Below are 26,882 nucleotides of genomic sequence, written 5' to 3' on the forward strand. Positions count from 1 at the left end.
TATCCGGCGCGTCTTTCGGCTGGGCAGGCTCGGGCTAGTTCCAAACCACGATCACCCTTCCTGAGCCTTTTTTGGAAAGGTTTTTTGTTTCTCAGCATCATGATCGTCGGAATTGGCAGCGCCTTCGCCATTCTGAATTATTTCTATCTCGAGTACCAATTTCAGGAGCAGCGCCAACTCGATAGACGTTTGCTAAGCAGACAAGTTCAAGACTTGCTGGACCGTTCGACTTCCCGTTTGCAGCAAATCGGCTCTTTGCTAGCCTCGGTCGGCGGCTTTGCTTCTGCTTTGACCGGAGAGGACTATGCGGGATTACGGCAAGCCGCTAACGTTTTCAACGATTTTCAGTACGATCTGGACATCGAGCGTCTTGCATTGTTTAAGCCGAATGCACAGCGATTCTGGCAATGGGGGGGTACTCCTGCGCCGGCGCAGGCGCCGCGTCCAGAAGAGCAAGCTACGGTTTTACAGGTATTCAAGGAAGAAAAGCCCTTGTCGTTGTTGTCGTGCGCCCAACATTGCACTCTAAACGCATACCAACCGGTTTTGTCCCAGGGACAGGTCGTTGGCGTGTTCAGTCTTACCCAATCTATCGCGCAGCTCGTAGTCGAACACCGCTCATTGACCGGTTCAGACCTGGGGATCTTGATCGCGAATGGCACGGAAGACAATGCCTACTCTATCCCTAAGTGGTCTATGAGGATAGCCGCCCTCACCCACTTGGACCTCCTCGCTCCATTTCTGAAGCAGCTGTCCGAGCGTTTACCTAATCCGGTTATGGCGAGTGAGGACATTCATACTTGGAAAGGACGCTACTATGCGATCGATGTCATGCCGTTGAAGAATCTGCTTCAAGCGGAAGGATCGGTTCTGATGATAAGCGACGTCACCGCTCAGGTGAGTCACATTAGGCGAGCTGCCCGTGACGGTATTTTGCTGAGCGGTTTGAGCCTCTTAACGGCTGAGCTGCTGTTGCTTCTATTAATGCGCCTGCCGATCCGTCAGCTTCGCCGGCTGGCCGACACCCTACCGATGTTGGCACAAGGCGCCTATAAGGAAGCTCGACAGCGGCTTGCCCATCGGGCATCCGGACTCAACGATGAAATCACGATTCTGAGTGCAACAGCATTGACTCTGTCCCACCAACTTGAGGAGCAAGCACAGGCAATAACGCACAAGACCACCGAACTGGCCGCCGAGCGCGATTTCGTTCAAGGGCTATTGGACACTGCGCAGGTCATTATCCTGACCCAAACAAGTCAAGGGCGAATTCTTACTGCTAACGACTTTGTCATACAGATTACCGGTTATAGCCAAAGCGACCTTAGCGGCAAGGATTTTCTTTCCTTAATTTTGGAAAGCAAAATCGGGGACGATTTGGAGCAGGCACTGCTCGGATTATGGAATGGGCAACGGAAACGTCTGCAGCACGAGGCGGAATTACTGTGTAAAGACGGGACGCGCCGCTTCGTGGTCTGGGTGCACACCCGGCTCCATGAAAATAACCCGGAGGGCATTGCGATTCTGTCGGTCGGTCTCGACGTTACGGATAGAGTCGAAGCGGAAAACCGTATGATTTGGCTCGCGAACCATGACCCGTTGACCGGCCTATATAATCGTCACCGTTTCCAACAGGAATTAGAGCGTCAATTTATCGAAGCGGATAGAAACAGCACGCGAGCCGCCATCCTTCTTTTTGATCTTGACCACTTCAAGGACATCAATGACACCAGCGGGCATCTCGCCGGTGACGCCCTACTTCGAAAAATCGCGCAGGAACTGAAAAATCGCGTGCGCAAGACTGATATCGCAGCGAGACTGGGAGGCGATGAGTTCGCCATTCTCATGCCTAGTCAGACCGCGGAAGGTGCATTGGCATTCGCCAATCTTCTGAATCAAAGACTCACCGAACAACCGCTCAAAATCCAGCAAAAAATCTTCCGGATTTCGGCAAGCATCGGTATCGCCATGATTCCCGAGCATGGAACCGTGATGGACGAGGTCATGGCGAATGCCGATCTCGCGATGTATCAAGCGAAAGATCGCGGTCGCGGCCGGGTCCATTTATTTTCTTATGACGATCAATCCAAGCAGCGTATCAGCGAACGGACGTTGTGGAAACAGGCCATCCAGGAAGCGCTTACGGCGCGCCGGCTCGTATTTCATTATCAACCGATTGCCGTCATCAAGGGGCGTGAAATCCGTTTTTTCGAATCATTAATACGTCTGAAACGGATTGACGGCTCATTGGTCGCGCCAGCAGAGTTTCTCGAATTCGCTCAGCTTACGGGTCTAATCAACGAAATCGACCGCTATGCCGTTGAAGCAAACATACGATTGCTAACCGAATTTGCTGAACGGGCTCCCGCAGGAGCTGTCCATGTGAATCTTTCAGGCTCCGCGTTGACCAATCGCGATTGGACTGTGGCTTTAAAATCGGCCCTAAAAAACAATGTGTTAAAGCCCGAGCAATTAATCTTCGAGATCACCGAGACGGCCGCCATCGCCGACTTCGGTACAGCAAAAGAAATCATGGAAGATCTCGCCACTCTGGGCTTCCGTTTCGCGATAGACGACTTCGGCGCGGGGTTCGCTTCTTTCTCTTATTTGAGACATCTACCGGTGAAATTCGTGAAGATCGACAAGAGTTATGTGACCAACCTAATCGATAACCCGCAGGATCGAGCCTTCGTCTCGGCTATCACGACACTTGCCCATGGGAACGATATCGAGGTGATCGCCGAAGGCGTGGAGAACGAAGCTACTCTTGTTGCACTCGGCGAGTTGGGCGTCGATATGGCACAGGGCTATTTTATCGGGCGCCCGGCACCGCTGGCGGGCGATTGAACTAAGGATTGCTGATCAACAAACCGAGTTGTTCGACTATTCGATCCACAGCTCCCTGATTCGACGAAACGAAGCGTTTCCCATTTTCGCCGACCTCGCTACGAAGACATTCGTCAGTTAGCAGGCGCTCTGTCCAAAGGGCTAACTCTTCAATGTTCTTCACTTCGATTCCTCCGCCGCTCTCTTTGAGCTTGCAAGCGATATCGGCGAAATTAAACATGTGTGGGCCGAACAAGACCGGCACCCCTGCAATGGCCGGTTCGAGCACATTGTGGCCACCGATGGGCGCCAAGCTGCCACCGACGAAGGCAACATCGGAAGCGGCGTAAAAAACGCGCAATTCCCCCAGTGTGTCGAGCAAGAAGACGTCGATGGATTCGTCACAAGGCTCACTCTCACTCCTGAGCCGGATCCCCAGGCCCATCTTTTCACACTCCGCAACGACATCGGCGATGCGGTGGGGATGTCGTGGCGCGAGCACCAGTAACAGTTCAGGGAATTGGCTACGAAGCCTGTCGAAAGCGCTTAGAATTTGGCTTTCTTCGCCGGGGTGTGTACTACCCGCGATAAAAATCGGGCGTTTACCGAAAAGCGTGTCTCGCAGAGCTTTGGCTCGATCTTGCGCTTCGGTCGGGAGTTCCGTGTCGAATTTGATGTTGCCGGTTACGGCAACGGAATTCGGATCGGCACCGATCGCCACGTATCGTCTGGCGTCCTCCGGTGTCTGAGCGGCGATCAACCGGACGTGAGATAAACTTTCGCGCGTTAGGGAACGAAGCCTGAGGTAACCGCGCGCCGACTTTTCGGATAGGCGACCGTTAACAATGGCGAGGGGTATGTCTCGCAGTCCGCAGACGCGATATAGATTCGGCCAGATTTCCGTCTCCAACACGACCGCGAGTATCGGACTGTAATGCCGGATAAACCGATTTACGCAATCGGGTAAGTCATAAGGCAAATAAACATGCTTTGCTGTTTCGCCTAAAACATCTTTTATTCGCGCGGAACCCGTCGGTGTTGTCGCCGTAACGAGTATGGTACTTGCCGGAAAACGATCTTTAACCGCACGAATCAGAGGAAACGCGGCTTCGGCCTCGCCGACGGAAACGGCGTGGAACCAAATCACGCCGGATTCCGGCTCGGAATCATAGACGGCCAGCCTTTCGAGCCAGCGCTGGGAGTAAGTTGACTCCTTACGGGCCCGCCAGAAGAGGCGCGCAAGGATGGCTGGCGCAAGGAAATAGAACAGCGCTGAGTAGATTAGCCTCACTAGGCTAGCAGGGGGCGAGGGTCCACATGGCTTTACAGGCCATGTGGACGCGCTTCGGCTTTATTCAGGGACAATCGAGAGCGCCACACTGGCTACGACATCGCCGTGCAGCTGCACGGTGATCTCGTAATCGCCCGCTTGGCGGATAGGGCCCGACGGTAAGCGTACTTCGTGTTTCTGAATGCTCACGCCGGCGGCCGTCACTGCTTCGGCGATATCTTTTGTGCCGACGGAGCCATATAGCCGTCCTTCTTCGCCCGCTTTCTGAGCGATCTTTACGGCTAGTTTACCAATAGCCTCGGCTCGAGCTTGAGCCGCAGCCAAGTCCGCAGCGGCTTTCTTCTCGAGCTCGGCACGTCTTTTCTCGAACTCAGCCAATTTTTCGGCAGTAGCCGCGACCGCCTTGCCCTGTGGAATCAAATAATTCCGGCCATAACCGGGTCTGACGGCAACTTTGTCGCCGAGATTCCCTAGACCCGCAATCTTTTCTAAAAGAATAATTTCCATCGTCGAATGCCTCGATAGTTTTTAGCGTTCTAATAATGACAGCAATAGTTCAGCTCAGCTTGGCGATAGCCTTTCTCGCCAATCAAACCAAAGGTCGCTCAACCCGACTAATGCGATTGGCACGATAATATAAGGAATGAATAACAGCGCTACATAAGTTCCGACTAGCCAAGCTTTCCACGATTTGCTGCGGGATACCAATGCGTGAAGCACCGAAAAGCCAACCAACAGAAATAGCGCGAAAAGCGGAAGGCTCAAATTCAAAGCGAGCTCCGCCATTCCTCCATTCGCCGTAACAGCGACTATCAGCGCCCCTATCCCGGAATAGGGAAATGCCGCGTGCATACGGAGTTCTATGAATTCTGAACGGAATCCGCCCGGATTAAAAAGCGCTGATTGCCACCATCGGGCGATCAATAAACCCAGCATCAGGCTAATCACCAGGCTAGCGGACACGATCCCGGTCATGTAACGTGCGGCCACCGCCGAGAAGTCGTTCCAGAGCTGATCCGCATCCAAGTCCGGAGAAGCGCCATCCATCAACGGTTTGAAAAACCGTTCCAAACCTTCCATCCAAATGGACGAAGGATCCGGATGAAGCCAATAGACCGCGGTCACCATGAGAATGCCCATGATCGACACAAATCCCAAAGCGGTCGATAGCTTGCCCGATTCTCGGAGAATCGCTGCTGTTAGCCACATCGGAACCCAAAGGAGAAGCCCGTAACCAACCGCATCGGCCATGCTGCCGATAAGAGCCCCGCCTAGAGCACCCAAAACCACGATGGATGCCGCCATTATAAGGCCACCCTCGTATACGCCTTTTCGCAGTGTGGGGAGGCCTACGGCTGCCGCAGCTAATAGGCTAAGAAACGGAACGACCCAAGATACGAGAGCCAGGGTGCAGGCCGCAAATACGGCTTGCACCCTTCCTCTCATGATAAAAGCGGCCAACGTGCGCATAATCAGGCCGCGCTTCCGCCGGAACTAAACTCACTTATTTGTGGGCGTCGGTATACGGCAACAGCGCCAAAAAACGAGCCCGCTTGATAGCAGTGGCGAGTTGCCTTTGGTATTTTCCCTTTGTTCCCGTAATCCGACTCGGGACGATTTTGCCTGTCTCCGAGATATATTCCCTCAGTACGTCGAGATCTTTGTAATCGATCTCTTTAACGCCCTCGGCGGTAAATCTGCAATATTTCTTACGCTTGAATTGGCGAACCATAGAAGACCTATTTCTTGATTAAGGTTGTCGTACGCGACCTGAAACTGGCTTGCAGCCTCAGGTATCCGATGAAGCCTCGGCTTCGTCGCCACCCTCTTCGTCGGCGTTCGCGGCGACTTCTTCGCCTCGTTCCGCTTCGGGTTCGGACTGGCCGGCTTTTGCCATCGGCGAGGGTTCGGTTACCGGCTCTTCACGACGAACCGTCAAGCTGCGCAAAACGGCATCATTAAAGCGGAACCCGCTCTCCAGTTCATCAAGGGTCTGCTGGTCGCATTCGATGTTCATCAACACATAGTGTGCTTTATGAACCTTATTGATGGGATAGGCCAATTGGCGACGCCCCCAGTCTTCCAGGCGATGGATTTTTCCATCACTGGACTCGATCATGGTGCGATAACGATCCAGCATGGCGGGGACTTGCGCGCTTTGGTCCGGATGAACCATAAAAACGATCTCATAATGTCGCATGTATGCTCCTTATGGGTTAAACAGCCTTCCGCACACGACGGTAAGGCAAGGAGTGGCGGCCTTTTGAGCTGCCAACCAGAATCAGCGATTGTAATGCGATCGCCGTGAGCTTACAAGTCAATGAATTGCTGTGAGAGAGAACGATAGCCGTGAATATACTTTGAATCGATCGGCATCGCGGATCGGATTCTCGACATTTTTCTGAGCCGAGCCGACGTCCCCACAACCGACACTCGGCCTTCTTTGTTGCGTAACGGCAAAGGCACAATAAGATTCATGCGTATAAGTTGAGTAAGCCGTTAACCGCCGTGGCTCGATCTGAGTCTGTGGGGCCATTTTCCTCTTGAGTCGAAACATGCTCCGAAAAAGGCTGGCTCCGATCGCCAAAACTTGACTGTTGATTGAAATCGAAGGGCTGCCCTCTTTCATCGGACAATCCCGACGGAGCCGTTACATTGATGTCGGCCAGCGCAATCTCCTGAGCGCCGAGCATTTCGCGTAGCTTGGGTACAGCGGCCTCGATGGCCTCCCGAACTGAAGCGTGATGGGTCGCGAAATGGACCGTCGCTTGGTCTTGATCGATCTGGATACGGATTTCCAGAGGTCCTAAGTGTGCAGGATTGAGCCTGATTTCGGCCGTCTGCAGACCTTTATCGGTCATCCATAGGATGCGTTCTCCCAGTCCTTCCTGCCATCCAGCTTGATTCAAAGGCTTATCCAATGCCGGTATCGAATCGTTGGCAACAACCGTGGTGAGCTGAGATGCCGAAGGAACCGCTTGTAACGGAAAACCGGTCTCGATCGAGTTTTGGACTCCCTCGGCGGGAACGGCGGTCGGCGGTGACATGTACTTGTCGAACTGCGAAAAGAGACTTTCACCGGCTCCACGCTTGGTCGAATCCTGACCGTCCGATTCAGCGGTAAGCAATTGCGCCAGGAGCGCACCCGGCTCTTTCACTCCAGATGACGCCATTCCGGATAAGCCCTTTTCTGCAGGCGTCAACCCCTTTTCTTCGCCTTGGGATTGATAGAAGAATTGCTCGCCGCGCAGCCCTACGCCAAGGTTGTCGTCCGAACGGGATTCACCATGATCGGCTAACTCGCTGGTCCGGAGCTCTTGGCTCGTATGAATGAGTTCGTCCTGCGAGGTGAATGCTTCTCCGCTCTCAGAACCTAAAGATTCGGCCTGCCGAGAGGATGTCAACGGAATCCCATGGGCGGCGAGTGTCGCCAACAGCGGATCGGCCGCACGGTTTTCGTTTTCAGACTCCAGATCCTCATCAGGCGGCACGGTCTTAGGCAACGAATTGCCTTCCGCCGGCAAGCCGTTGCCGCCTGACACTTCCGCACCCGAATAGTCTTGGAACTGCCGATCGGAAAATGCTTCGAGATTGGATACATATTGGAGAAGCTCCTGCAGCGGATCCGCGCCTGTTTCGTTCGTTTCCGCGGCGGCGATTTCAGGACTTTCTCCGGTCCCATTGGATCCCGTGTTCCCCTTCATCGCTTCAAATTGCCTGACCAGCGCCGCGAGAAAGGCGGCCGGGTCCGCTTTGCTTTCCGGCGAGGTATTGCCGACAAGCTGGACCAATTCAAGAATGGAAGTCGGCGCGGCCGACACTGAAGTAATAGAAGTATTGATGTTCATGTCATAAATTCCGAGTTCGCATGACCATGGTCAGCAAGTCGAATGCCAGAATGCTGAATCGAAATCATATGAATACGGTCAAGGTGCCGCCGCTTGAGCGGCGGCCCGCTCTCTCATCCTGCTCCGCTTGCTGTTTCTTTTCCTCCATGCGCGTCTCTTCCCTAAGCGAATGCTCGAAAACTTTCTTGATGCCTAGACTTCGCTTGCGCGCCGCTTCCCATTCGGCTTGGCGATTCTGAAGCTCTGCTTGCGCCGCATGAACGGCCTTTTCTTGGTCGGCGATTGCGGTATTGATCTTGGCCAGAAACATCCGGTACTCGATCAACTGACGAGTTCCGAGGCCCGCGTTTCCGGATCGTTGAAACTGGGCTGAATAATTGTCGCGGAACGTCATGAGACTATCGAGATTTCGCCGCGCGGATTCCACCTTTTTTTGGCTTTCCCCAAAAATTTGAGCCATTTGTTTCTCCCGTGATTCGGCGAGCTCCAAAACCGGGCTCAAGCGCTTCGATCGTTTCATACCTTAGTCCCGTTTTCTGAAGTTGTGAGGCATGCCGGATGTCGTTACGCGGATGCGCCCAATAATTTTTCCAAATCGTCGAGGCTTCGTTCGAAGCCGACCGCCTCGTGCAGATCCTGTTGCAGAAAACTCATGATGCCTGGATTCATGGCGATCGCTTCATCGATACGCGGATCGGATCCCTTGTGATAGGCCCCCACGCTGATCAGATCGCGATTTTGTTGATAGAGGGAGTATAGGCGTTTTAGACGCCTGGCAAGCTGCATATGCCGTTCATCGGCAATGTCCGTCATCACGCGGCTGATCGAGGCTTCGATATCGATGGCGGGATAATGCCCGGAGTCAGCCAAGGCACGCGACAGCACGATATGGCCGTCGAGTATTCCGCGCGCCGCGTCGGCGATGGGGTCGTTGGCATCGTCGCCTTCGGCGAGCACGGTATAGAAGGCAGTGATCGACCCTTCCCCTTCATTCCCGTTTCCCGCCCGCTCCACGAGTTGCGGCAGTTTTGCGAATACCGAGGGAGGATAGCCCTTGGTGGCGGGCGGCTCGTCGATCGCCAGAGCGATCTCGCGTTGCGCCTGCGCAAAGCGGGTCAGCGAATCCATCAAGAGCAGGACATCGAGACCTCGATTGCGAAAAAACTCGGCTATGCTCGTGGCCAACAAAGCGCCGTGCATGCGCATCAAAGGCGGGTAATCCGCCGGGGTTGCGATTACGACGGCCTTGGCGCGTCCTTCTTCGCCCAGAATTTTCTGCACGAACTCGTTAACCTCTCTGCCCCGCTCGCCGATCAGGCCCACCACCACTACATCGGCATTCGTGTATTTGGTCATCATGCCGAGCAGATTGCTCTTGCCAACGCCCGTTCCCGCAAACAATCCGAGCCGCTGTCCACGGCCGACAGTGAGCAAGGCGTTGATTGCGCGGACCCCGACATCCAAGGGCTCGCGGATCGGCTTCCGCGCCAGCGGATTGATCGCGCTCCCGGTCAGCGGCATCGAGCAATCGCTCTGCACAGGCCCCTTGCCGTCCAATGGCTTGCCGGCCCCGTCCAACACCCGTCCGAGCAAACCGAAGCCCACTCGCACGGAAGAGGTTTTGGTCAGCGGTATGACCCGGCAGTCCGGCTCCAAACCCTGGATATCGCCGGTCGGCATCAAATAAATCCGCTCTCCTGCGAAACCGACAACTTCCGCTTCCACGCCGTTTCCATGCGCTGTCTTGACCAGGCAACGAGCTCCGACGGCCGCTCGGCAGCCGACTGCCTCAAGGGTGAGGCCGACCATACGGCTCAGCTTGCCTTCCACCAGCAATTCCGGCGGCTCGTTGAGACGCGCGCGGTAACTGGCCAGTTTCGCGGCCCACAATTCCTTGAGTCTAGGTGCCGGAGCGAGATTGGTCATGACCGATCCTCGTCCCGTTCGCCGCCGAATAAACGTGCGATTGTCGATGCGAGGCGTTTTTCGACTGTGGCGTCGATGTAAGACGTGTCGGTCGTTACCCGGCAGCCGCCGCGGGTCAAGAGCGGATCTTCGACGACCTTCCAGCGTGGCCCCAATTCGTCCAGCGCGAGTGTAGACCGAATCAGCTCCGCATCGTCCGGATGCAAGTGAAGCGCTATTTTCCGCGCACTGGAAGGAAGGATTGCCATGGCTTCGCGCACCACGGCAATGATTTCGCCGGGCTCGGTTTTCAGCTCTCGCCGAATGAGCTGCTTCGCGACAGCAATCGCCAACGCGACCAGTTCCTGCTCGACGCGATCGCCCACTTCGGCCAGCGGTTCGCTCAAGCAGTCGATCAATTCCTGTAAGCGCTGGGCCAAAGACGCCGCGTTTACGCGTCCTTCGTCGTATCCCTGGCGGTAACCTTCTTCGCGGCCGTCCCGATAGCCTTGCTCCGAACCCTCTTTGAATCCAGCGGCGCGGGCTTCCTCGTAAGCTTGCTTCTGCATCGCTTCGATTTCTTCCGCCGTGGGCATCGCCGGATAGTCCGTTTCCTCCTCGACCACGACCACGGGACATTCCTCTTCGGGTTCGCCCATGACCGGCAGCTTCCACGGTTCGAGTGAAGCGAGCTCCTCTGCGGAGAAGCCTTTAAATGAGCTCATCGCTACCGCCTAACGAGAGTTCGCCGGCCTCCGCCATGCGCCTTGCAATGGCTAGAATATCCTTCTGTGCGGCCTCCACCTCGCTTAAGCGGGCCGGGGGCGCGGCCTCCAAATCGTCGCGCAACATCTCTGCCGCCCGGCGCGACATGTTGCTGAAAATCTTTTCTTTCAGCGCGTCATCGGCGCCGCGCAGCGCGAGCAATAACGAATCCGTCGACACTTCGCGAAGCAAGGTCTGGATGCCCCGATCATCGATATCGACCAGATCGTCGAATACGAACATCTTGTCCTGGATCTTTTGGCTGAGGTCCGGATTGACTTCGCTGATCTGTTCCATGATCGAGGCTTCGACGGTGCTCTCGATAAAATTGAGAATATTGGCCGCGGTTTCGATGCCGCCGAGTGTCGACGATTTGACATTCGCATTCCCGCTCAGCTGTCTTTCCATGATGTCGTCAAGCTCGCGAAGGGCCGCCGGCTGTACGCCGGTGAGCGTAGCCACGCGCATGATGAGGTCCGGCCGCGCCCGTTCAGGGAGATAGCCGAGGGTTTCCGCGGCTTGGTCGCTGTCCAATAGAGACAAGATGATCGCGATGATTTGCGGGTGTTCGAGCCGGATCAGATCGGCGATGGCGCGTGGGTCCATCCATTTGAGCTGTTCCAGGCCCTTGCTGTTGCGGCCCAACAGGATACGGTCACAAACGCTGCTGGCCTTGTCGGCTCCCAAGGCCTGGGTAAGGAGATTGCGGATATATTCTTCCGAATTCACGCCCAGGGCGGTCTGGTTGCGGATATCGTCCACGAATTTCCCGAGGACGTCTTCCACCATTGGCATGGTGATGTTGCGAAGCTCAGCCATGGCCGCACCGATTTGCTGAACCTCTTTCGGCGACATGTGCTTGAGCACTTCCGCCGCCCTATCCTGCCCGACCGTCAGAAAGAACAGCGCGGCCCTCTGCGGCCCGTCCAATCTGCTCGACTCTGCTTCAGCCATTCACGTTCATCCAGTTCTTGATGACCTGCGCGACGCGCTTTGGATCCTGATCCACTGCCCTCTGCGCGAAAACCACGCGCTTTTCATGACTTTCGGGCGCTTCCAGCATCAACAGCTCTTCGTCCTCGTTCTCCTTTGAGATTTCGCGTGGCTCGCGGGCATCGACGATCGCGCCATCTTTAGTAGCCGAATCCGCTATGTCATTCGCATCGGCGCCGGACGATTCGCCTCGTCCCACTAGGCCTTTCACCGCCGGACGAAGGACGCCGAAGACCAGCACGAGCACGATTAGCGCTGCTCCCGCTTGCTTGACGATCGACCAAAACCAATCCTGCTCCCAAACCGGCGCAACCGGCAAAGTTTCGATCTCGCTGCGGAAGGCCGCGTTGGTTACGGTAACCCGGTCTCCGCGCGCGGCATCGTACCCTACGGCCTCCTTCACCAGATTGGCGAAACGAGTCAGATCTTCCTCGCTGTAGGGTTGGAGAGTCACCCCATTATCGCCTTGTGGAACGTGCTGATAGTCGACTACCACCGCGGCGGTGATGCGGCGGATGACACCCGCCCCTAGACGGGAGTGACTGATGGTCTTGTCCAGTTCGTAATTTCGGGTAGCGCTTTTGACGGTGCTGAGAGGAGGCTCCGAAGGGTTTTGCCCGGGTTGCGCTGCGCCAGTTGTTTCAGGCGCGATACCGGCAGGCGGCGGCTGATTCGACAGGGCTCCTGGCACGCCCTGCACTGCCGAGCCTTTGTTTTGTTCCTCGTTGGTCTGTTCGCTGCGCAAGGCGGGCAGGTCCGGGTTGTAGACTTCCTGAGTGCGCTCGGTGACGGTGAAATCGATATCAGCGGTGACCTGGGTGCGAAGCCCATCCCTGCCGACCACCGGGCTCAAGATGTTTTCGATACGCTCGATGAGATGCTCCTCGACCTGCTTTTTGTAGTCGAATTGCTTGGCGTTCGGATATAGGTCATTGCCGTTGTCCTTGGCATTGAGCAGATGCCCCCGCTGATCGACGACCGTAACTTGTCCGGGTTCCAACTGCGGCACGCTGGACGCCACTAGATGGACGATAGCCTCCACTTGTCCCGGCTCCAGGCCGCGTCCCGAATGCAATTCGACCATAACGGAAGCGCTGGGTTTTTTAGCTTGCCGCACGAATACCGATTCTTTCGGCAAGGCCAGATGAACGCGGGCCGATTTGACATTCCGAATGGTGGTGATCGAACGGGCAATCTCTCCCTCCAAAGCGCGTTGATACCGCGCGCCCTCAACCATTTGGCTAGCGCCAAAACCCGACTGTTTTTCCAACAGTTCGAAGCCGGTACCGCTTTCCTTGGGCAACCCCATCCCGGCCAGTTTCAATCGCACCGCATGGACCTGATCGGCCGGAACCAATATGGCGCCGGTCGCCGGCTGGATCTGGTGTTGTATGTTGAGTTTTTGCAACGCTTCGACGATTTCTCCGCCCTCCTTTTCCTCCAAGTTGGAAAACAAGGTTGCATATTCGGTTTTGTTAGCCCACAGCAGCACGGCGATCGCCGTCGCCACCGTGAACGCGAGAGCGGCGATCAAGCCGATTTGTCGGCCGCGCGGCATCCGCATCCAGGTCCTGAGGACCGGCGACGATTTCTCGCTTTGGACGACCGCGGCTTGCCCGCCCGGCACCAGGTTTTTGCTTTCGCTTTGACTGAGTTCCATCTGGCGCTATCGTTTCCGGACTACATGGGCATGTTCATGACGTCCTTGTAAGCCTCCACAAGCTTGTTCCTGACCTGTACCATGGCCTGGAACGACAGACTGGCTTTCTGCAGCGAGATCATCACTTCCGACAGATTGGCATCGGTCGCGCCGGACTCGAACGCTTCCGCCAATTTGTTGGCTTGCTGCTGAGTTTCGTTGACCTTGTCGATCGAATCCTTGAGCAAAGTGCCAAAATCGACCGCGTTATCGGTAGGCAATGCGGTGCTGCGGGCCTGATCCCGCATGATGCGCATTTGTGTGAGAACCTTATTGATATCGAGCTCGCTCATGGTAATGCCCGTTTTTTGTCACTACGCCCATAAATGCATGATCCGCGCCAACGTTATACGGCCGCCAGATGGCCGGCTTCGCGCATCTTGGCAAGCTTGTAGCGGAGCGTCCGTTCGCTGATTCCCAGCCGCTCCGCAGTCGATTTACGGCTGCCGTTCTGCTCCTTCAGCGTATCCAGAATGATTTTTTCCTCGTGGGTCCGCAGGCCGCCCATCAGCGAGTCGGCGGCGGATGAATCGGGCTCCGGCGAAATTCCGTCGCTGCCGTAGAGATCATCCTCGAACACCAGATCTTCGGGCGCGATGCGACCGCCGGATTGGAGTATCAAGGCTCTTTGAATCGAGTTGTCCAACTCCCGCACGTTACCCGGCCATCGGTAGGCCGACAGCCGATCGGCCGCTTCCTTGCTCAGTTCAGGTAACGGTTTGCCGCTACGCCAGTGACGCCGGACAAAGGCTTCCGCCAGCGGAACAATGTCTTCCTTCCGTTCCCGTAACGGCGGGATGGTCAGCGGAAAGACGCTTAAGCGGTAATAAAGGTCTTCCCTGAAAAGCCCGCGGCTGATCCATTCTTTCGGATTCCGGTTGGTGGTCGCCAATATGCGGATATCCAGTGCGAGCGGCTTGCGTCCGCCGAGACGCTCGACTTCGCGTTCCTGAAGAACCCTGAGCAACTTCGCCTGTAGGGGCAGGTTCATCTCGGATATTTCATCGAGCAGCACGGTGCCGCCTTGAGCCATTTCGAGTTTCCCAGGCACTGTTTGGACCGCTCCGGTGTAAGCGCCTTTCTCATAACCGAAAAGCTCCGCCTCGAGCATGTTTTCGGGGATCGCGGCACAGTTTATGGCCACGAAAGGGCCCTTGTGCCGAAGGGAACTCTGATGGATATAGCGAGCCAGCACTTCCTTGCCGGTTCCGCTCTCACCCTGAATGAGCACCGTTGCGTCGGATTTCGCGATCCGTGCCGCCAAGCCTAGCAGCTTTTTCATCGCCGGGCTTTCCGCCACTCGTCCGTCTGTTTTCTCCGGCTTCGGCAGGATACGTCGCGATACCTGCTCGACCAAGGTTTCCGCCGCAAAGGGCTTGACCAGATAGTCGCAGGCTCCTGCCTGCATCGCTTGAACCGCATTTTCAATAGTGCCGTAGGCGGTCATGAGGAGGACCGGAACATCCGGATAGTCCGCTCTGATGCGTTCGAGCAGGCTCAGTCCGTGCAATTTAGGCATCTGCACGTCGCTGATCACCAGTCTTACCTGCGACTCTGCCAATTTGGCGAGCGCCTCCGCGCCATCCCCTGCGGCCATGGTCCGATAACCGGCGATTTCCAAAGTATCCGTCAAGGCCTCCGACAAGGAGGGGTCGTCTTCGACGATCAAAATGTCAGTTTGCTGCATCATCTCCTCCCATAAAGGCGGCACGGCCGGAAAAGTTGCCCGGCAAAGGCGTGCCGCCAGGACTTAAGGGCAGTCGAATACGAAAGGTCGTACCAAAACCCTCCGAGGATTCGCACCAGATTCGCCCGAGATGCGCTTTGACCACGTATTCGGCGATCGCCAACCCGAGTCCGGTGCCGTTGGCTCGGGTTGTGAAAAACGGCTCGAAAATCCGTGCTCTGATGCCTTCGGCAATACCCGGACCATCGTCCGACACGCTGATGTCCAGATATCGAGGCTCGCGCCGATCCGCCACGACCGTTACGCTGCCCTCGCCGCCCATGGCGTCCACGGCGTTGCTGACCAAGTTGATCAGTATGCCCAGGAGCGCGTCGCCGTTGCCGTGCAGATCGTCTTCGTCGGACCGGTTGGCAACCGTGAAACGTATCGATTTGCCCTGCATCAACGGCTCACAGTTTTCCACGAGCTTGGTCATGAGCTCGCTGATCGAGAACCGCTCCTTGGCCAAGGTTCCCATCCGGGCGAAGGTCAGCATATCGTTGACCTGACGCTCCAAGTGGTGGAGCCGCTCGGTCAGCTTGGCTGCAAATTTCGAGCGGTGGGAAACGTCAAGATCGGATTTTGCGAGATGAGAGGCGTAGAGCAGCGCGGTTGCCAAAGGCGTGCGCACCTGATGGGCAAGGCTCGCCACCATTTCCCCCAGTGCCGAGAGTCGCCTTTGATGATCCGCCCACTCCTGGAGAGAGCGCATTTCCGTTACGTCCGTAAGGAGCACGATTTGCCCCGGTTCATCGCCGAGCGGGCTGAGGGTAAGGCTTATGGTTTTTCCATCGGGCAAGAGTCTTTGGTGGGGGTTTTCGACGATCGGCAAGGCATTCAGGACGTCGCGCCACATCCGTCCCAAAAGCGGTTCGCCGAGAAACAGCCCGGCAACCGGGTTGTACTCTACGATCAGACCGCGACCGTCGATCACGACCACGCCGCCCGGCAGAGTCTTCAGGAGTAATTGTAGGCGGTTGGCCAATAACTCTTTTTCGGCCAAGGTTTTCAGTCGCTCGCTTCGGGCAGCCGCGAGCTCTTCGCTGAGACGCGCGACTTGGGCTTCGAGGTCGAGGTAGGACTGGGTCAGATTCTCGGAAAGCGCATTGAATACCTGGAAGGCATCCTGCAAGCGCTGGGCATTGTCGAAAATTTGGTTGACCAAGGGAGCGCCGAGTCCGGTAAAAGTTGAACCTGACCGGCGAGAAGCAATCAAAGTGCCACTTTGTTGCCCCATAAAAACAATGGCTTGGACGGCCTCCTTTTGGAGGGACGTCAAATTACCGTCGTCTCTTCTCCCCGCAAGCCGTATTTGCGCAACTTCTCGACCAAAGTCGTGCGGCGCATTTTGAGAAGATTGGCGGCGTGGGCCACGACGCCGTTACACTCGTCCAGGGCCTGCTTGATCAACTCGCATTCCAGATTGTTCAAATGCTCGCGCAAGTCCAAACCTTCTCCCGGCAAGCGGGCAAGGACGAGTCCATCGGTAGCGGATACACTTTCGGCGTTCGGCTCGCGCCTGAGCGTGGCGTCTTCCGGTTTGACATACTGTTGGAATTTTTCCGGCAAATCTGCCGCATCGACGACGCCGTTTGGAAATAATATCGCTAGACGCTCGATCAAATTGGCCAGTTCACGTACGTTTCCTGGCCAATGGTACCGCTGCAAAACCCGAAGAGCGGCCGGCGTAAGCCGCATGTCTCCCCGCTTTTCGGCTTTGAGACGGGCGGTAAGATCCTCGACCAGAGTCGGTACGTCTTCCAGTCGCTCGCGCAGCGACGGTACATCGATCGGAAAGACATTGAGACGGTAATAAAGATCTTCCCTAAATCGGTTCCGGCCGATTTCCTCTTCCAGATTGCGGTGAGTCGCCGCGATGATGCGTACGTCGCACTGAATGGTCCTATTGCTGCCTACCCTCTCGAAGCAGCGCTCCTGCAAGACTCGCAGCAACTTTACCTGCATCGACAGGGGCATGTCCCCGATTTCATCCAAAAACAGCGTGCCGCCTTCGGCCATTTCGAAACGTCCTTGGCGGGAACTGAGCGCCCCGGTGAAAGCGCCCTTCTCGTGACCGAAAAGCTCGCTTTCCAGCAGCTCACCCGGTATGGCGCCGCAATTCACGGGTACGAACGGCTTGCTTCGGCGGGCGGAGTAATAATGTAAGTTGCGAGCGATAACCTCTTTGCCGGTGCCCGACTCGCCTAAGATCAGAACCGTTGCGTCGGACGGAGCGACTTGCTGAATGAGTTTGCGCGTGCGTTGGACGGCTGCGCTGGCGCCGGTCAAGCTGCGAAACAACTCCGAAGGACGGACGTTGACCACTTCCGGCGCTCCCCGGCTGATCTTTTCGAGGCAGGCGCTCAACGTCGCGTGATTGGTCGGCCAGGCCAATACGGCGGAAGCTCTGTTTTCCAGCCCGGCCGGCAAAGGTCTTGTCGGCGACTTATCCATTACTAGGACAAGCGGCGCTTGCCTGTAAAGCTCCACGATCCGCAAAACCACCTTTTCGATGTCGTCGTCCACGCCGACGAAGATTGCGTCGAATTCCGGTTCAGTTTCGTCTCTGAGGGTATCCAAATCGCATGCGATGACCTCACAATCAAGGAACCTAAGAATAATCCTCAGTTCGGTCAACAAGGCGCTATCGCTTTGGAGTAATAAAATTCGGCGCAAGCCCATCTAGTTTGCTCTCCAATGGCCCGACCCTGAAACGTGAGTCGACCGGTTCGGATGGTATGGTAAATATGCAACAACAAACGGCTTGAAAGTTTAGCCGTCAAAATATCGTCGTCAACAGAACGTTTTTTAGGCGAACATCGAAATGCATCAATTCAGCGAGCGGGAAATAGCGATATAAGCTATTTTTTATTTATTTGAAAAAAGCCGAGTCGCCGATTAGCGACACAAATATTAACGTGACGCGAACGAGACAAGGGAATAGCATGTATACTTTTGACAACAATCGACTTTATGTATCAAGGCGAGCTTTTTAATGGCCAAATTAACGCTCACATTCAGAGGCAAGTCACTCCAGGCCATCACGCTTAGGCCGGGCGAGATCGGCATAGGTCGCGATCCGTCCAATCTCTTGCATATCGATAGTCTGGCCGTTGCGCCCCAACACGCGATTATCGAGTCCACGCCCGAACAAAATATCATTCGTGAAGTCGATAGCGAGTTTCCTGTTTTCGTCAATGACAAAAAGATCGCCGAACATGCGCTCGGTCACGGCGACCGAATTACCGTCGGCAAACATGTGATTTTCTTCACCAAGGAAGAGATCTTCAGATCGGAGAGGCAAGCGGACGCCGAGTCGGAACCGGAAGTCTGGACAGACGCCGATGCCAAATTTTTCAATGGCAGCTTGCAGGTGTTGAACGGACGGCAGATCGGGCTGGTGATACCATTGAAGAAATCTTTGGTTCGTCTCGGAAAAGAAGGCTCCGGCGTGGTCATCATCGCCAAGCGCAAGAGCGGGTATTTTATTTCGCCTTTGGCGGACGGCACCTCGCTGACCATCAACGACAAGCCCGTAAAGGATCAGGCCGTGCTCTTGAACGACGGCGATCTCATCAAGGTCAATGAATCCCTAATGCAATTCTTTCAAGAGTAACCGCACGGAGCTGCTTAATGTCCAGCATCAGGCGTTCGGAAAAACGCCATTTTCATCGTATAGCTCATGACGCGCCCGCCACGCTATTTCATAAAGATGACAGCTTTCCCTGCAAAATCCTGGACCTTTCGCTCAAGGGCTGTCTGATCGAGCTCGATGCGGACCGGCCCCTTGATCCAGACTATATCTACGAACTTCGCATCGATCTGAGCGGGACGGTTCGCATCTTGATGGGCGTTTCCTTAGCCCACCGCAGCGGAACGAAGATCGGCCTCGTGTGCCAACGTACGGATCTGGACAGCATTTCCGCGCTGAAGAGGTTGGTCGAACTCAATTTGGGCGACGAGGAACTGCTCGAGCGAGATTTACAGGCGCTGGCGTCGAGCTCGGACCATTAACCCTCTGTACTACAGCCGCAGTTGTTGGTCTAACGAGGCATAGTAATTGACTGAGGAGGCCACCATGAGGGCTTACCTGGGAAACCGTTGGCCGACCCGGAGGCGGTGCTGATGGTGGACGAGACGGGCTCTCTGAAGAATGGCATCCACTCGGTTGGCGTGAAGCGGCAATACAGCGACACGGCCGGTCGCATCGAGAACAGCCAGACACGTCTTGGCCTAGTCAAGCTGGTGGCACCGGCATCAGTGGAGCGCCGGCAGTGCCATTACCGACGCCGCTGTCGCGGTCATCCACCATAACTGCGGCTGTAGTACTAGACGTCGGACGAAAAGTCGGCCCCGGAAAACTAAAATCGAATTGGGAACCGGACCATATCAACGCCTTCCTTGGCGTCATTTTGGCGGCTGATTGACAAAACCAGAATAAGCCGGATATGGATTTTTCGTGAGTCAGCGACTATGAAAATCTTCTTTTCAAGCCGGGGCACGCCGTACGGTCAGTTTTTTATCTGACATCGGGTTTCGGCGGTCTAAGTAAACATCCACAAATCCGCGGCCACTAACGAAAGTCCGGCCTACTCAGATCGGCTGCGCCGCCTGCTGTTTCTGCAGAATGTACAGAAGATTGCTGTACCTGGACCTAAGGCCGCCAAAGGACAAAATGCTGGCTACTACCTTTACGGAGTGGATCAGCAGCCGAAAGACACCTTTGCCGGGTCTCATGTAGCCGTCGCCATATTCCGCCAGGACGGTAAAGTCATTTTTCTTACAAAAGTCCCATATGCCGCGCCGTGAAACCACCGGATCGTAATGAACCGGATAGGGTTCATAGCCCGGTTTGCCAGCGTTCCGGAAACCCAGGAAAATGCGGTAATAAAGCACATGAAACCAATGCGGTGTCATGCGGGTTATAAACCCATGAACGGAATGGGGGTCTGGTATGCGAATAACGATGATTCCGCCGGGCTTGACCCATCGGCTGAGGTTGTTTAGTACCTGCTCTGCGCCCTTAATGTGCTCGAGGACATACGAGCTGTAGATCACATCGTAGTGATGCTCGGGAAGTTGTACCGAGCGTAGGTCTCCTTCAACCGCTATATCGAGATCGCCGATATCGTCCTTTCTCATCTTTAGCGCGGCTGCGTCGAGGTCAACGCCGGTTAATACATATTCGACCCCGTTAAGATTCAATTGCCATCTCCGGCCACAACCCGCTTCCAGTATCTCCAGCGGCTTCGCGGAAGTCGATTGTGCCTTGATGTAGTCTACGATTACTTCGCACTCTTTTTCTCGACTCTGAATCAGGTCCATTTTGTCACTCCTAAGTAGTTGCCCGATGTGAAATCGCCTCCAAAAACCGACATTGAATCTGAACCCGGACAATATATGAGGTCTTTCGCCGCGTCAAATTCAGTGTTTAATCGGGAAATCTGAATAATCCGGATATCGGTTTTTCTCGGACTGACGGCTTTAAAATCGTCCGTTTCGAGCTGGGCTACAGGAGTGTGGTCAGGTCAGGTTTTTTTATGTTTGATTTTGATTTCGACTCCTTGCGTTTTACCAAGCCGCGCCGCATAAAGAAATCTGAAGCGAATTGCAAAAGTCCGACCGTCCGGCTTCGGTAGTGCTTGATCGACCGAGTCGATACCGGCCTCGGATATGGGCTGGTTTACTCTTACACTCGCAATGTCCGACATTGACAGCCTACCTCGTACGCTGATTACGCGGAACATCTAGTAAATCATCTTACACTCGCAATGTCCGACATTGACAGCCTACCTCCCTGGGCGCATCGTTTCCCAAATCGGCTAGCGCTATGGCGAGCCGGCAGGAGACGGTCCGGTCTTTTCGGAAATTGCCAATCCTGCCGGAGCACCAGAACAGCGGCGAACCGCCGGTCGAGGAAACGCTGAGAGCAAGCATAGCCTGGATGAAACGAAGTAGCATCCAGGGCTTATGCCGTCTCGTTCATCGACCACTCCTCCTGGATTCCGTTTCACTCCATCCAGGCTACGTGCTGAATCGCAGATTTCGGGAACTAATGAATTCCACCCATGATCTGCTTTAAGCCGGTTCTCCTGAGAAAGCAAAGGAACTCCTCGGCTCTAGGAGCGTTCGTTATTAATCAGGCCCGTAAATACCCTCCTGGTATTTCGGGCCGCCGCCCAGGCCGGTACACGCCCGGCCTGGGCTCACGCGGCTTGTCGCCGCGCCGGGGCATCCCTGCCCCGGATTAACCCGGCCTATATTTATAGGCCGGGTTAATAGTATCTTGGTGAGGTCAGCCGGTAGGACGAAGTGAGGAACGACAAATCGGCAGGATTGATGAAAAGTATCCCTGTTTTCCACCCTACCGGGCGCGTCGCGTCCCAATTCTCTCCTGGAGGATTTGTGCCGATCTGCACGGCGGAACAGCCCCCCAGTGTGCGGACAGGGATGGTCCGGCACGAGCCGCATCGTTCTCGATCACAATGCGGCCAGGGCATCGCGCAGACTTCTTACCGGCACGATCTCCAAATTCTTGATGCCCCCTTTCGCGACATTCTTGGCGGGCGCCAAGGCATGGGTGAACCCGTGTTTTGCGGCCTCCTTGAGCCTTTCCTCGCCGTTTTGAACCGGCCTGACCTCGCCATTGAGTCCCAATTCCCCGAATACCACCCAGTCCTTCGGAATGGGACGGTCCCGGTAGCTGGACACGACCGCCAAGGCCACCGCCAGATCGCCCGCGGTTTCGGTAAGGCGCAGCCCGCCCACCATATTGACGAAAACATCCTGGTTGAACAAAGGGATTCCACCGTGCCTATGGAGCACCGCCAACAGCATGGCCAGCCGATTTTGTTCCATGCCCACGGCGACCCGGCGGGGTGACGGCGAATGGGACTCATCGACCAAGGCTTGAACTTCCACCAGAAGAGGCCGGCTGCCTTCGCGCATCACCATCACGACGCTGCCGGGAGCGTCTTCCTCGCCGCGCGACAAGAATAGCGCCGACGGATTGCGCACCTCTCTGAGCCCGGTCTCGGTCATGGCGAATACGCCAAGCTCGTTGACCGCCCCGAAGCGGTTCTTGAACGCCCGAATAACCCGGAACCGGCTGCTCGAATCGCCCTCGAAATAAAGCACGGTATCCACCATGTGCTCCAGCACGCGGGGGCCCGCCAGGGCGCCTTCCTTGGTGACATGACCGACGAGGAATACGGTCGTCGGCGTCTGCTTGGCATATCGAACCAATTGTGCAGCACACTCCCTCACCTGAGCCACGGAGCCCGCCGCCGATTGCAGAATTTCGCTGAACGTGGTTTGGATCGAATCGATGACCAGAACGTCCGGCCGGGCCTCCGATGCAACGGCCAAGATCCGCTCCAGCGAGGTTTCGGCAATGATCTGCACGCCGGCGCAAGACAGTTGCAGCCGCTTGGCGCGAAGGCTTACCTGCCTTATGGATTCTTCGCCGGTCACATAGAGCACCCGCTGGCGTTCGCTCAAGGTAGCGAGGGTTTGCAGCAAGAGGGTCGATTTGCCGATACCGGGATCGCCGCCGATCAGGATGGCGGAACCTGTGACCAGTCCGCCGCCCAAGACTCTGTCGAATTCTTCGATGCCGGTCGGCGTTCTGAAAATTTCTTCCGCTTCGACCTCCGCGAGCGAGACGGGAGACGCGCGTTCGGAGGCCCCTGCATAGCCCGAGAAGCGCGAGGCGGACGGCGCCACCCGATCCTCCACGCCTTCCACCATCGAATTCCAGGAATTGCAGGCCGGACACTGTCCGGACCACTTGGTTTGAGCGTGCCCGCACTCGGTACAGCGAAACACGATCTTCCGGTCTTTGGTACGGCTTACGGCCACGGTTTACCCCCGCTGACCAAAGCGTTCACATCCTGCCGAAAATGCACCGTCACCGCATCGAAGCCGATCTCGCGCATGGCGCCCAAACCCTTATCGAGAGGCATGACGTGATCGGGAGATTCGTCGCTGAAAAGGTGAACGATCCACTGTTCCAAAAGGTCGATGCGGTTAAGCTCGGTAAACGTACGGAAGTATTGCCTTACCTCTTCCTGAGTCGACTGCAGATGGGTCAGGGAATCGTCCAGGGCATAGCGATCGCCGTTGACGAATACCCCTCCCGGCTTTAGAACGCGAAAGATTTCTTCGAGCACTCGGACACGATAGCTATTCAGAAAGTTGTGCAGCGTATAGGCCGAGGCGGCGACGTCTATGCTTGCCGACGGCACTCCCTGTAGATAGGACAGAGCATCGTTTTCGACCAGTCGCAGGCGTCCATGCTCCAAAACGCCGGCCAGATTCCGACGCGCTTGGCTCAACATGGTGGATTCGTTGTCGACCGTAGTAATCATCGCATCGGATCGTGCGCGGATGAGATTCATAGTCGTCACGCCGGTGCCGCAGCCGAGTTCAAGCAAATTTAACGATTCCGTCGAAACCTTGGGCGTCCAGCCGGCCACGAACTCGCCGACTCGCCGGCTCATGTCGGCCGCCGCGGGACAAATCCGCTTTAGCATTTCGTATTCTTCCCCGATCGGGCCGGAAAAAAGTTTTTCAGCAGTCACTTCATTCATGATCGATCATTAAGAGTTACAAATTAAGCATCGGTTCACGGTCGATAAACAATGCGGTAAATCGCCCCGGCCTTATCGTCCGATACCAATAGCGCTCCATCGGGCATTTCCAAGACATCCACCGGTCGGCCGAGGACTTCGCCGTTGGGCCGCAACCAGCCTTCCGCGAAAATCTTGTCGTTGACGGGTTTTCCCCCGCGGAATTCGACCATCACGACCCGATAGCCGACGGGCGCACTTCGATTCCATGAACCGTGCTGGGCGACGAAAAGCTGGCCCCGATATTCGGCCGGAAATTGCTTGCCGGTGTAAAAGCGCATGCCGAGCGGTGCGACGTGGGCCGGATACGTCCACGCGGGCGACTCGAATTCGGCGCAGGATTTCCCTTTGCCGAAAGACGGATCGACGATGTCCTTGCCATGGCAATGCGGAAATCCGAAATGCAGCCCCGGTTTCGGCGCATGATTCAGCTCATCGGGCGGCACGTCGTCGCCCATCCAGTCGCGTCCGTTCTCGTTCAACCACAGTTCTTTCGTTTCCGGATGCCAGTCGAAACCGACGGTATTGCGGATGCCGCGAGCATAAATTTCGAAGTTCGAGCCGTCCTTGTCCAATCGCGTCAGCGTCGCGTAAATGTCTTTTTCGGAAAGGCAGACATTGCAGGGAGCGCCCACGGGGGCATAAAGCTTCCCGTCCGGTCCCACTCGCAGATATTTCCAGCCGTGGTGCACATCCTCGGGATAGCGGTCGAAGACGATCTCCGGCTTGGGTGGGTTCGATACCTGCCGCCCGATGTCCTTGAACCTCAGAATGCGCGGAATCTCCGCAACATACAGGTCGCCATCGACATAAGCGATGCCGTTCGGCATGTTCAAGTTCTCGGCCAGCACCTGGACCTGATCGGCTTTGCCATCGCCGTCCCGATCGCGCACTGCGTAAACCTTGCCCTCCTCCATGCTGCCTACATATACGGTACCGTCGTTCCCCAAAGCCAAAGACCTGGCGTTGGGCGTCTGATCGGTGTAGAGCGCGATTCGAAAACCGGGAGGGAGCTTGATCTCGCTCAACAGCGCTTCGGCCCGGACTTCGGCGCAGACCGTCAAACCGAGCGCACACGCCGCGAGCTTCAGCCAAGAATGTTCTCTTACGTCCATACGTCTCCCTCAATGAGCTGAAAGATTCATGAAAGGCTTGGAGGGCAAAATTGTGTTTACGGCGAACGACTTGATTTTTAATGCTTCGCCTCCAAATATGGTAACACCCACGATTTCCATAGGTGACCGACAATCATGCGCATATTTCTCTTTCTGCTCACTAACGCCGCGGTACTGCTTCTGATCAGCATCGTTTTCCATATCTTGGGGCTCGGCAACTTTCTCAGCCAGCGCGGCGTTCATCTGAACCTCGACAGCTTGCTCCTGATGTCCGCCATCATCGGCATGAGCGGCTCCTTCATTTCGCTGATGATGTCCAAATGGATGGCCAAACAATCCATGGGCGTCTACGTGATCGAGCAACCGACCAATCAAACCGAGCGCTGGCTGGTCGACACTGTCCGGCGCCACGCGCAGCAGGCCGGCATCGGCATGCCCGAGGTAGGGATTTTCGATTCCCCGGAGCCCAATGCGTTCGCGACCGGCATGAACAAGAACGATGCTCTCGTCGCCGTCAGCACCGGTCTTATGCACCACATGAATGCCGATGAAGTGGAAGCCGTTTTGGGACACGAGATCAGCCACGTGGCCAACGGCGATATGGTCACCCTGGGCCTTATTCAGGGCGTAGTGAATACGTTCGTCTACTTCTTCGCCTCCATCGCAGGCCATCTCATCGACCGGGTGGTGTTCCGCTCGGAAGATGACCGTGGCGGGTATGGACCGGCCTATTATTTGACGCAAATTGTGGCGCAAATATTCCTCTCCATCCTGGCGACGATGGTTGTCATGTGGTTCTCCCGCTGGCGCGAGTTTCGCGCCGATGCCGGCGGCGCGCGCCTGGCCGGTCAGAACCGGATGATCGGAGCCCTGAGGGCCTTGCAGCGAGCCCATGACCATAGAGATTTGCCCGGCGAGTTCGCTGCGTTTGGAATCAACGGCGGTTTAGGCTACGGCTTCAAGAAACTCTTCATGAGCCATCCTCCGCTGGAGGAGCGTATCGCCGCTCTGCAGAATCTGCGCTAACGTAAAGCGCCCTTGCCGCCCGCCCGAGAACCCCATCCGGGCGGGCTTTTTTATCGATTGACCACGGGACTACATCCATGAGCATCGAATGGTCGGACCTACTGAGCGAAAGCGAGGCTACCGCCGATTTTCGGGCAAAGGGCGAAGGATCGGCGTTTTGCGGTTTGGCCGATTTAGGCTTGTTGCGGGTTTCCGGCGTCGATGCGGAGACTTTTCTGCAAGGCCAATCGACTTGCGATATCGCCAGCCTTGGGTTCGACGAATCCGGACTCGGAGCTTTTTGTAATCCCAAGGGCCGCGTCATAGCGAGCTTCCGTGTCCTTCGCCGCGTCGAAGGTTATTACCTCTTTGTGCCGGCCGATTTGGTGGAGGCGATACACAAGCGCCTTCGCATGTATGTGCTGCGCTCGAAAGTTTCCATAGAAAATCTGACGCCGCACTGGGGATTCATCGGGCTTTTCCGGCGCGGCTCCGGGCTTCTCGATGGCCAGGGCGGCGACGTGCTGGCGGTCCGCGTCGACCAAAGCTCCGCGCGCATTCTGATTGCCGCACCGAACGAGACCGCCAAGCGACTCTGGGAAGGTCTCCTGTCGTCATCGGATTACAGCCTGGTCAGTTCCGGTGCGTGGCGCTTGAAGGAAATCGAAGACGGTCTTCCGAGCGAAACGCAGGTGACCAGCGAGGAATTCCTCCCGCAGATGCTCAATCTCGATATTCTAGGCGGCGTCAGCTATCGCAAGGGTTGCTATACCGGGCAGGAGGTCGTGGCACGGACGCACTTTCTCGGGCACCTGAAACGACGGATGTTTCGTCTTCGAACGATCAGCGAGCACGAGCCCAAGCCCGGCGATCCGCTCTATCAGTCCGGCGAAGCCGATGGGCAGCGGGTCGGGCAAGTCGTCGCTGCGGCGCCTGAAGCGGAGCGGAGTTTTCAATTGCTGGCGGTTCTGCCTCTCGACCGCTCTCCAGATGCCGATCTCCGGCTCTTTCGACCCGACGGTCCGGCCGCCGAGTTTCTGACTTTGCCCTATACTTTCGACGTTCCATAACAATAATGC

Annotated in this window: 24 protein-coding genes and 1 pseudogene; 6 read left to right on the plus strand and 19 right to left on the minus strand. The window is 56.1% G+C overall.

Features of this window, described 5'->3' with window-relative positions; all coding sequences use genetic code 11:
* Nucleotides 1-84 precede the first annotated feature (84 nt).
* The gene (locus tag ACR2TX_RS17955; RefSeq protein WP_077732553.1) at nucleotides 85-2,847 is read left to right on the plus strand and encodes a bifunctional diguanylate cyclase/phosphodiesterase; all 2,763 of its coding nucleotides are present in this window, start codon (nucleotides 85-87) and stop codon (nucleotides 2,845-2,847) included.
* A 1-nt stretch (nucleotide 2,848) separates the two neighbouring features.
* On the opposite strand, the gene waaA is transcribed toward ACR2TX_RS17955, so the two are convergent.
* The 15 genes from waaA to ACR2TX_RS18030 all read right to left on the minus strand — a co-directional run bounded on the left by waaA (nucleotide 2,849) and on the right by ACR2TX_RS18030 (nucleotide 17,735).
* Complete coding sequence (waaA, locus tag ACR2TX_RS17960) at nucleotides 2,849-4,117, minus strand: lipid IV(A) 3-deoxy-D-manno-octulosonic acid transferase (RefSeq protein WP_434130407.1); 1,269 nt, start codon at nucleotides 4,115-4,117, stop codon at nucleotides 2,849-2,851.
* 60 nt (nucleotides 4,118-4,177) lie between these two features.
* Nucleotides 4,178-4,624, minus strand: a complete 447-nt coding sequence (gene rplI / locus ACR2TX_RS17965) for a 50S ribosomal protein L9 (protein ID WP_077732551.1) — start codon at nucleotides 4,622-4,624, stop codon at nucleotides 4,178-4,180.
* Between the two features lie 54 nt (nucleotides 4,625-4,678).
* Nucleotides 4,679-5,422 carry a hypothetical protein gene (locus tag ACR2TX_RS17970; protein WP_077732550.1) on the minus strand — a complete coding sequence of 248 codons (744 nt, stop codon included), beginning with the start codon at nucleotides 5,420-5,422 and terminating at the stop codon, nucleotides 4,679-4,681.
* A gap of 199 nt (nucleotides 5,423-5,621) precedes the next feature.
* Entirely contained in the window at nucleotides 5,622-5,849 is a 228-nt protein-coding gene (gene rpsR, locus ACR2TX_RS17975; protein ID WP_077732549.1) for a 30S ribosomal protein S18, read from the minus strand.
* A gap of 57 nt (nucleotides 5,850-5,906) precedes the next feature.
* The gene (gene rpsF, locus ACR2TX_RS17980) at nucleotides 5,907-6,317 is read right to left on the minus strand and encodes a 30S ribosomal protein S6 (protein ID WP_086134757.1); all 411 of its coding nucleotides are present in this window, start codon (nucleotides 6,315-6,317) and stop codon (nucleotides 5,907-5,909) included.
* 274 nt (nucleotides 6,318-6,591) lie between these two features.
* Nucleotides 6,592-7,965: a flagellar hook-length control protein FliK gene (locus ACR2TX_RS17985; RefSeq protein ID WP_434130409.1), complete on the minus strand. Its 1,374-nt coding sequence runs from the start codon at nucleotides 7,963-7,965 to the stop codon at nucleotides 6,592-6,594.
* Between the two features lie 64 nt (nucleotides 7,966-8,029).
* The gene (gene fliJ / locus ACR2TX_RS17990) at nucleotides 8,030-8,485 is read right to left on the minus strand and encodes a flagellar export protein FliJ (protein WP_434130411.1); all 456 of its coding nucleotides are present in this window, start codon (nucleotides 8,483-8,485) and stop codon (nucleotides 8,030-8,032) included.
* A 44-nt stretch (nucleotides 8,486-8,529) separates the two neighbouring features.
* Nucleotides 8,530-9,891 (minus strand): flagellar protein export ATPase FliI, encoded by a 1,362-nt coding sequence (gene fliI / locus ACR2TX_RS17995; protein WP_434130413.1) that lies wholly within the window; start codon nucleotides 9,889-9,891, stop codon nucleotides 8,530-8,532.
* Entirely contained in the window at nucleotides 9,888-10,595 is a 708-nt protein-coding gene (gene fliH / locus ACR2TX_RS18000; protein ID WP_077732544.1) for a flagellar assembly protein FliH, read from the minus strand. The genes fliI and fliH overlap by 4 nt, the downstream gene beginning before the upstream one ends.
* On the minus strand, nucleotides 10,582-11,589 hold the full coding sequence (gene fliG, locus ACR2TX_RS18005; RefSeq protein WP_077732543.1) for a flagellar motor switch protein FliG: 1,008 nt from the start codon (nucleotides 11,587-11,589) through the stop codon (nucleotides 10,582-10,584). The genes fliH and fliG overlap by 14 nt, the downstream gene beginning before the upstream one ends.
* A complete protein-coding gene (gene fliF / locus ACR2TX_RS18010) occupies nucleotides 11,582-13,288 on the minus strand; it encodes a flagellar basal-body MS-ring/collar protein FliF (RefSeq protein ID WP_086134753.1) in 1,707 nt (568 codons plus the stop codon). The genes fliG and fliF overlap by 8 nt, the downstream gene beginning before the upstream one ends.
* 20 nt (nucleotides 13,289-13,308) lie before the next feature.
* Entirely contained in the window at nucleotides 13,309-13,620 is a 312-nt protein-coding gene (gene fliE / locus ACR2TX_RS18015) for a flagellar hook-basal body complex protein FliE (RefSeq protein ID WP_077732541.1), read from the minus strand.
* A gap of 53 nt (nucleotides 13,621-13,673) precedes the next feature.
* A complete protein-coding gene (locus ACR2TX_RS18020; RefSeq protein WP_133716230.1) occupies nucleotides 13,674-15,014 on the minus strand; it encodes a sigma-54-dependent transcriptional regulator in 1,341 nt (446 codons plus the stop codon).
* Nucleotides 15,001-16,218, minus strand: coding sequence for a sensor histidine kinase (locus ACR2TX_RS18025; protein WP_434130415.1), 1,218 nt, complete (start codon nucleotides 16,216-16,218; stop codon nucleotides 15,001-15,003). The genes ACR2TX_RS18020 and ACR2TX_RS18025 overlap by 14 nt, the downstream gene beginning before the upstream one ends.
* Nucleotides 16,219-16,328: 110 nt before the next feature.
* Nucleotides 16,329-17,735, minus strand: coding sequence for a sigma 54-interacting transcriptional regulator (locus tag ACR2TX_RS18030; RefSeq protein ID WP_086134751.1), 1,407 nt, complete (start codon nucleotides 17,733-17,735; stop codon nucleotides 16,329-16,331).
* A 313-nt stretch (nucleotides 17,736-18,048) separates the two neighbouring features.
* Here ACR2TX_RS18030 and ACR2TX_RS18035 point away from each other — a divergent pair, with 313 nt between their 5' ends.
* From ACR2TX_RS18035 to ACR2TX_RS18045, 3 genes and pseudogenes are all read left to right on the plus strand, one after another.
* Nucleotides 18,049-18,669: an FHA domain-containing protein gene (locus ACR2TX_RS18035; protein ID WP_133716027.1), complete on the plus strand. Its 621-nt coding sequence runs from the start codon at nucleotides 18,049-18,051 to the stop codon at nucleotides 18,667-18,669.
* A 17-nt stretch (nucleotides 18,670-18,686) separates the two neighbouring features.
* Complete coding sequence (locus ACR2TX_RS18040) at nucleotides 18,687-19,067, plus strand: PilZ domain-containing protein (protein WP_077732537.1); 381 nt, start codon at nucleotides 18,687-18,689, stop codon at nucleotides 19,065-19,067.
* 87 nt (nucleotides 19,068-19,154) lie between these two features.
* Nucleotides 19,155-19,367, plus strand: a pseudogene (locus ACR2TX_RS18045) (transposase); the annotation flags it as partial.
* Between the two features lie 279 nt (nucleotides 19,368-19,646).
* Here the strand turns inward: ACR2TX_RS18045 and ACR2TX_RS18050 are convergent.
* The 4 genes from ACR2TX_RS18050 to ACR2TX_RS18065 all read right to left on the minus strand — a co-directional run bounded on the left by ACR2TX_RS18050 (nucleotide 19,647) and on the right by ACR2TX_RS18065 (nucleotide 24,798).
* Nucleotides 19,647-20,378, minus strand: a complete 732-nt coding sequence (locus ACR2TX_RS18050; protein WP_434130417.1) for a class I SAM-dependent methyltransferase — start codon at nucleotides 20,376-20,378, stop codon at nucleotides 19,647-19,649.
* 1,155 nt (nucleotides 20,379-21,533) lie between these two features.
* Nucleotides 21,534-22,913 (minus strand): DNA repair protein RadA, encoded by a 1,380-nt coding sequence (radA, locus tag ACR2TX_RS18055; protein ID WP_434112670.1) that lies wholly within the window; start codon nucleotides 22,911-22,913, stop codon nucleotides 21,534-21,536.
* Nucleotides 22,904-23,644, minus strand: coding sequence for a class I SAM-dependent methyltransferase (locus ACR2TX_RS18060; RefSeq protein ID WP_434130419.1), 741 nt, complete (start codon nucleotides 23,642-23,644; stop codon nucleotides 22,904-22,906). Before ACR2TX_RS18060 ends, radA begins: the two co-directional genes overlap by 10 nt.
* Nucleotides 23,645-23,679: 35 nt before the next feature.
* Nucleotides 23,680-24,798 (minus strand): PQQ-dependent sugar dehydrogenase, encoded by a 1,119-nt coding sequence (locus ACR2TX_RS18065; protein WP_077732301.1) that lies wholly within the window; start codon nucleotides 24,796-24,798, stop codon nucleotides 23,680-23,682.
* A gap of 132 nt (nucleotides 24,799-24,930) precedes the next feature.
* On the opposite strand from ACR2TX_RS18065, the gene htpX reads away from it, so the two are divergent.
* Together htpX and ACR2TX_RS18075 are read left to right on the plus strand one after the other, a co-directional pair.
* Nucleotides 24,931-25,824 (plus strand): protease HtpX, encoded by an 894-nt coding sequence (gene htpX / locus ACR2TX_RS18070; protein ID WP_434114188.1) that lies wholly within the window; start codon nucleotides 24,931-24,933, stop codon nucleotides 25,822-25,824.
* A 77-nt stretch (nucleotides 25,825-25,901) separates the two neighbouring features.
* The gene (locus ACR2TX_RS18075; protein WP_434112674.1) at nucleotides 25,902-26,873 is read left to right on the plus strand and encodes a YgfZ/GcvT domain-containing protein; all 972 of its coding nucleotides are present in this window, start codon (nucleotides 25,902-25,904) and stop codon (nucleotides 26,871-26,873) included.
* Nucleotides 26,874-26,882 lie beyond the last annotated feature (9 nt).

The sequence above is a fragment of the Methylocaldum sp. GT1BB genome, assembly GCF_051027545.1.
Classification (GTDB): Bacteria; Pseudomonadota; Gammaproteobacteria; order Methylococcales; family Methylococcaceae; genus Methylocaldum.

What these genes read in the sequence shown, in the direction of transcription:
- fliF (WP_086134753.1), bottom strand. Translation starts at nt 13,288, where the DNA reads ATGGAACTCAGTCAAAGCGAAAGCAAAAACCTGGTGCCGGGCGGGCAA.
- ACR2TX_RS18035 (WP_133716027.1), top strand. Translation starts at nt 18,049, where the DNA reads ATGGCCAAATTAACGCTCACATTCAGAGGCAAGTCACTCCAGGCCATC.
- ACR2TX_RS18065 (WP_077732301.1), bottom strand. Translation starts at nt 24,798, where the DNA reads ATGGACGTAAGAGAACATTCTTGGCTGAAGCTCGCGGCGTGTGCGCTC.
- fliE (WP_077732541.1), bottom strand. Translation starts at nt 13,620, where the DNA reads ATGAGCGAGCTCGATATCAATAAGGTTCTCACACAAATGCGCATCATG.
- fliJ (WP_434130411.1), bottom strand. Translation starts at nt 8,485, where the DNA reads ATGAAACGATCGAAGCGCTTGAGCCCGGTTTTGGAGCTCGCCGAATCA.
- rpsF (WP_086134757.1), bottom strand. Translation starts at nt 6,317, where the DNA reads ATGCGACATTATGAGATCGTTTTTATGGTTCATCCGGACCAAAGCGCG.
- rplI (WP_077732551.1), bottom strand. Translation starts at nt 4,624, where the DNA reads ATGGAAATTATTCTTTTAGAAAAGATTGCGGGTCTAGGGAATCTCGGC.
- ACR2TX_RS17970 (WP_077732550.1), bottom strand. Translation starts at nt 5,422, where the DNA reads ATGGCGGCATCCATCGTGGTTTTGGGTGCTCTAGGCGGGGCTCTTATC.
- ACR2TX_RS17985 (WP_434130409.1), bottom strand. Translation starts at nt 7,965, where the DNA reads ATGAACATCAATACTTCTATTACTTCAGTGTCGGCCGCGCCGACTTCC.
- fliG (WP_077732543.1), bottom strand. Translation starts at nt 11,589, where the DNA reads ATGGCTGAAGCAGAGTCGAGCAGATTGGACGGGCCGCAGAGGGCCGCG.
- ACR2TX_RS18030 (WP_086134751.1), bottom strand. Translation starts at nt 17,735, where the DNA reads ATGGGCTTGCGCCGAATTTTATTACTCCAAAGCGATAGCGCCTTGTTG.
- ACR2TX_RS18060 (WP_434130419.1), bottom strand. Translation starts at nt 23,644, where the DNA reads ATGAATGAAGTGACTGCTGAAAAACTTTTTTCCGGCCCGATCGGGGAA.
- ACR2TX_RS18020 (WP_133716230.1), bottom strand. Translation starts at nt 15,014, where the DNA reads ATGCAGCAAACTGACATTTTGATCGTCGAAGACGACCCCTCCTTGTCG.
- fliH (WP_077732544.1), bottom strand. Translation starts at nt 10,595, where the DNA reads ATGAGCTCATTTAAAGGCTTCTCCGCAGAGGAGCTCGCTTCACTCGAA.
- ACR2TX_RS18075 (WP_434112674.1), top strand. Translation starts at nt 25,902, where the DNA reads ATGAGCATCGAATGGTCGGACCTACTGAGCGAAAGCGAGGCTACCGCC.
- ACR2TX_RS18050 (WP_434130417.1), bottom strand. Translation starts at nt 20,378, where the DNA reads ATGGACCTGATTCAGAGTCGAGAAAAAGAGTGCGAAGTAATCGTAGAC.
- rpsR (WP_077732549.1), bottom strand. Translation starts at nt 5,849, where the DNA reads ATGGTTCGCCAATTCAAGCGTAAGAAATATTGCAGATTTACCGCCGAG.
- fliI (WP_434130413.1), bottom strand. Translation starts at nt 9,891, where the DNA reads ATGACCAATCTCGCTCCGGCACCTAGACTCAAGGAATTGTGGGCCGCG.
- ACR2TX_RS18040 (WP_077732537.1), top strand. Translation starts at nt 18,687, where the DNA reads ATGTCCAGCATCAGGCGTTCGGAAAAACGCCATTTTCATCGTATAGCT.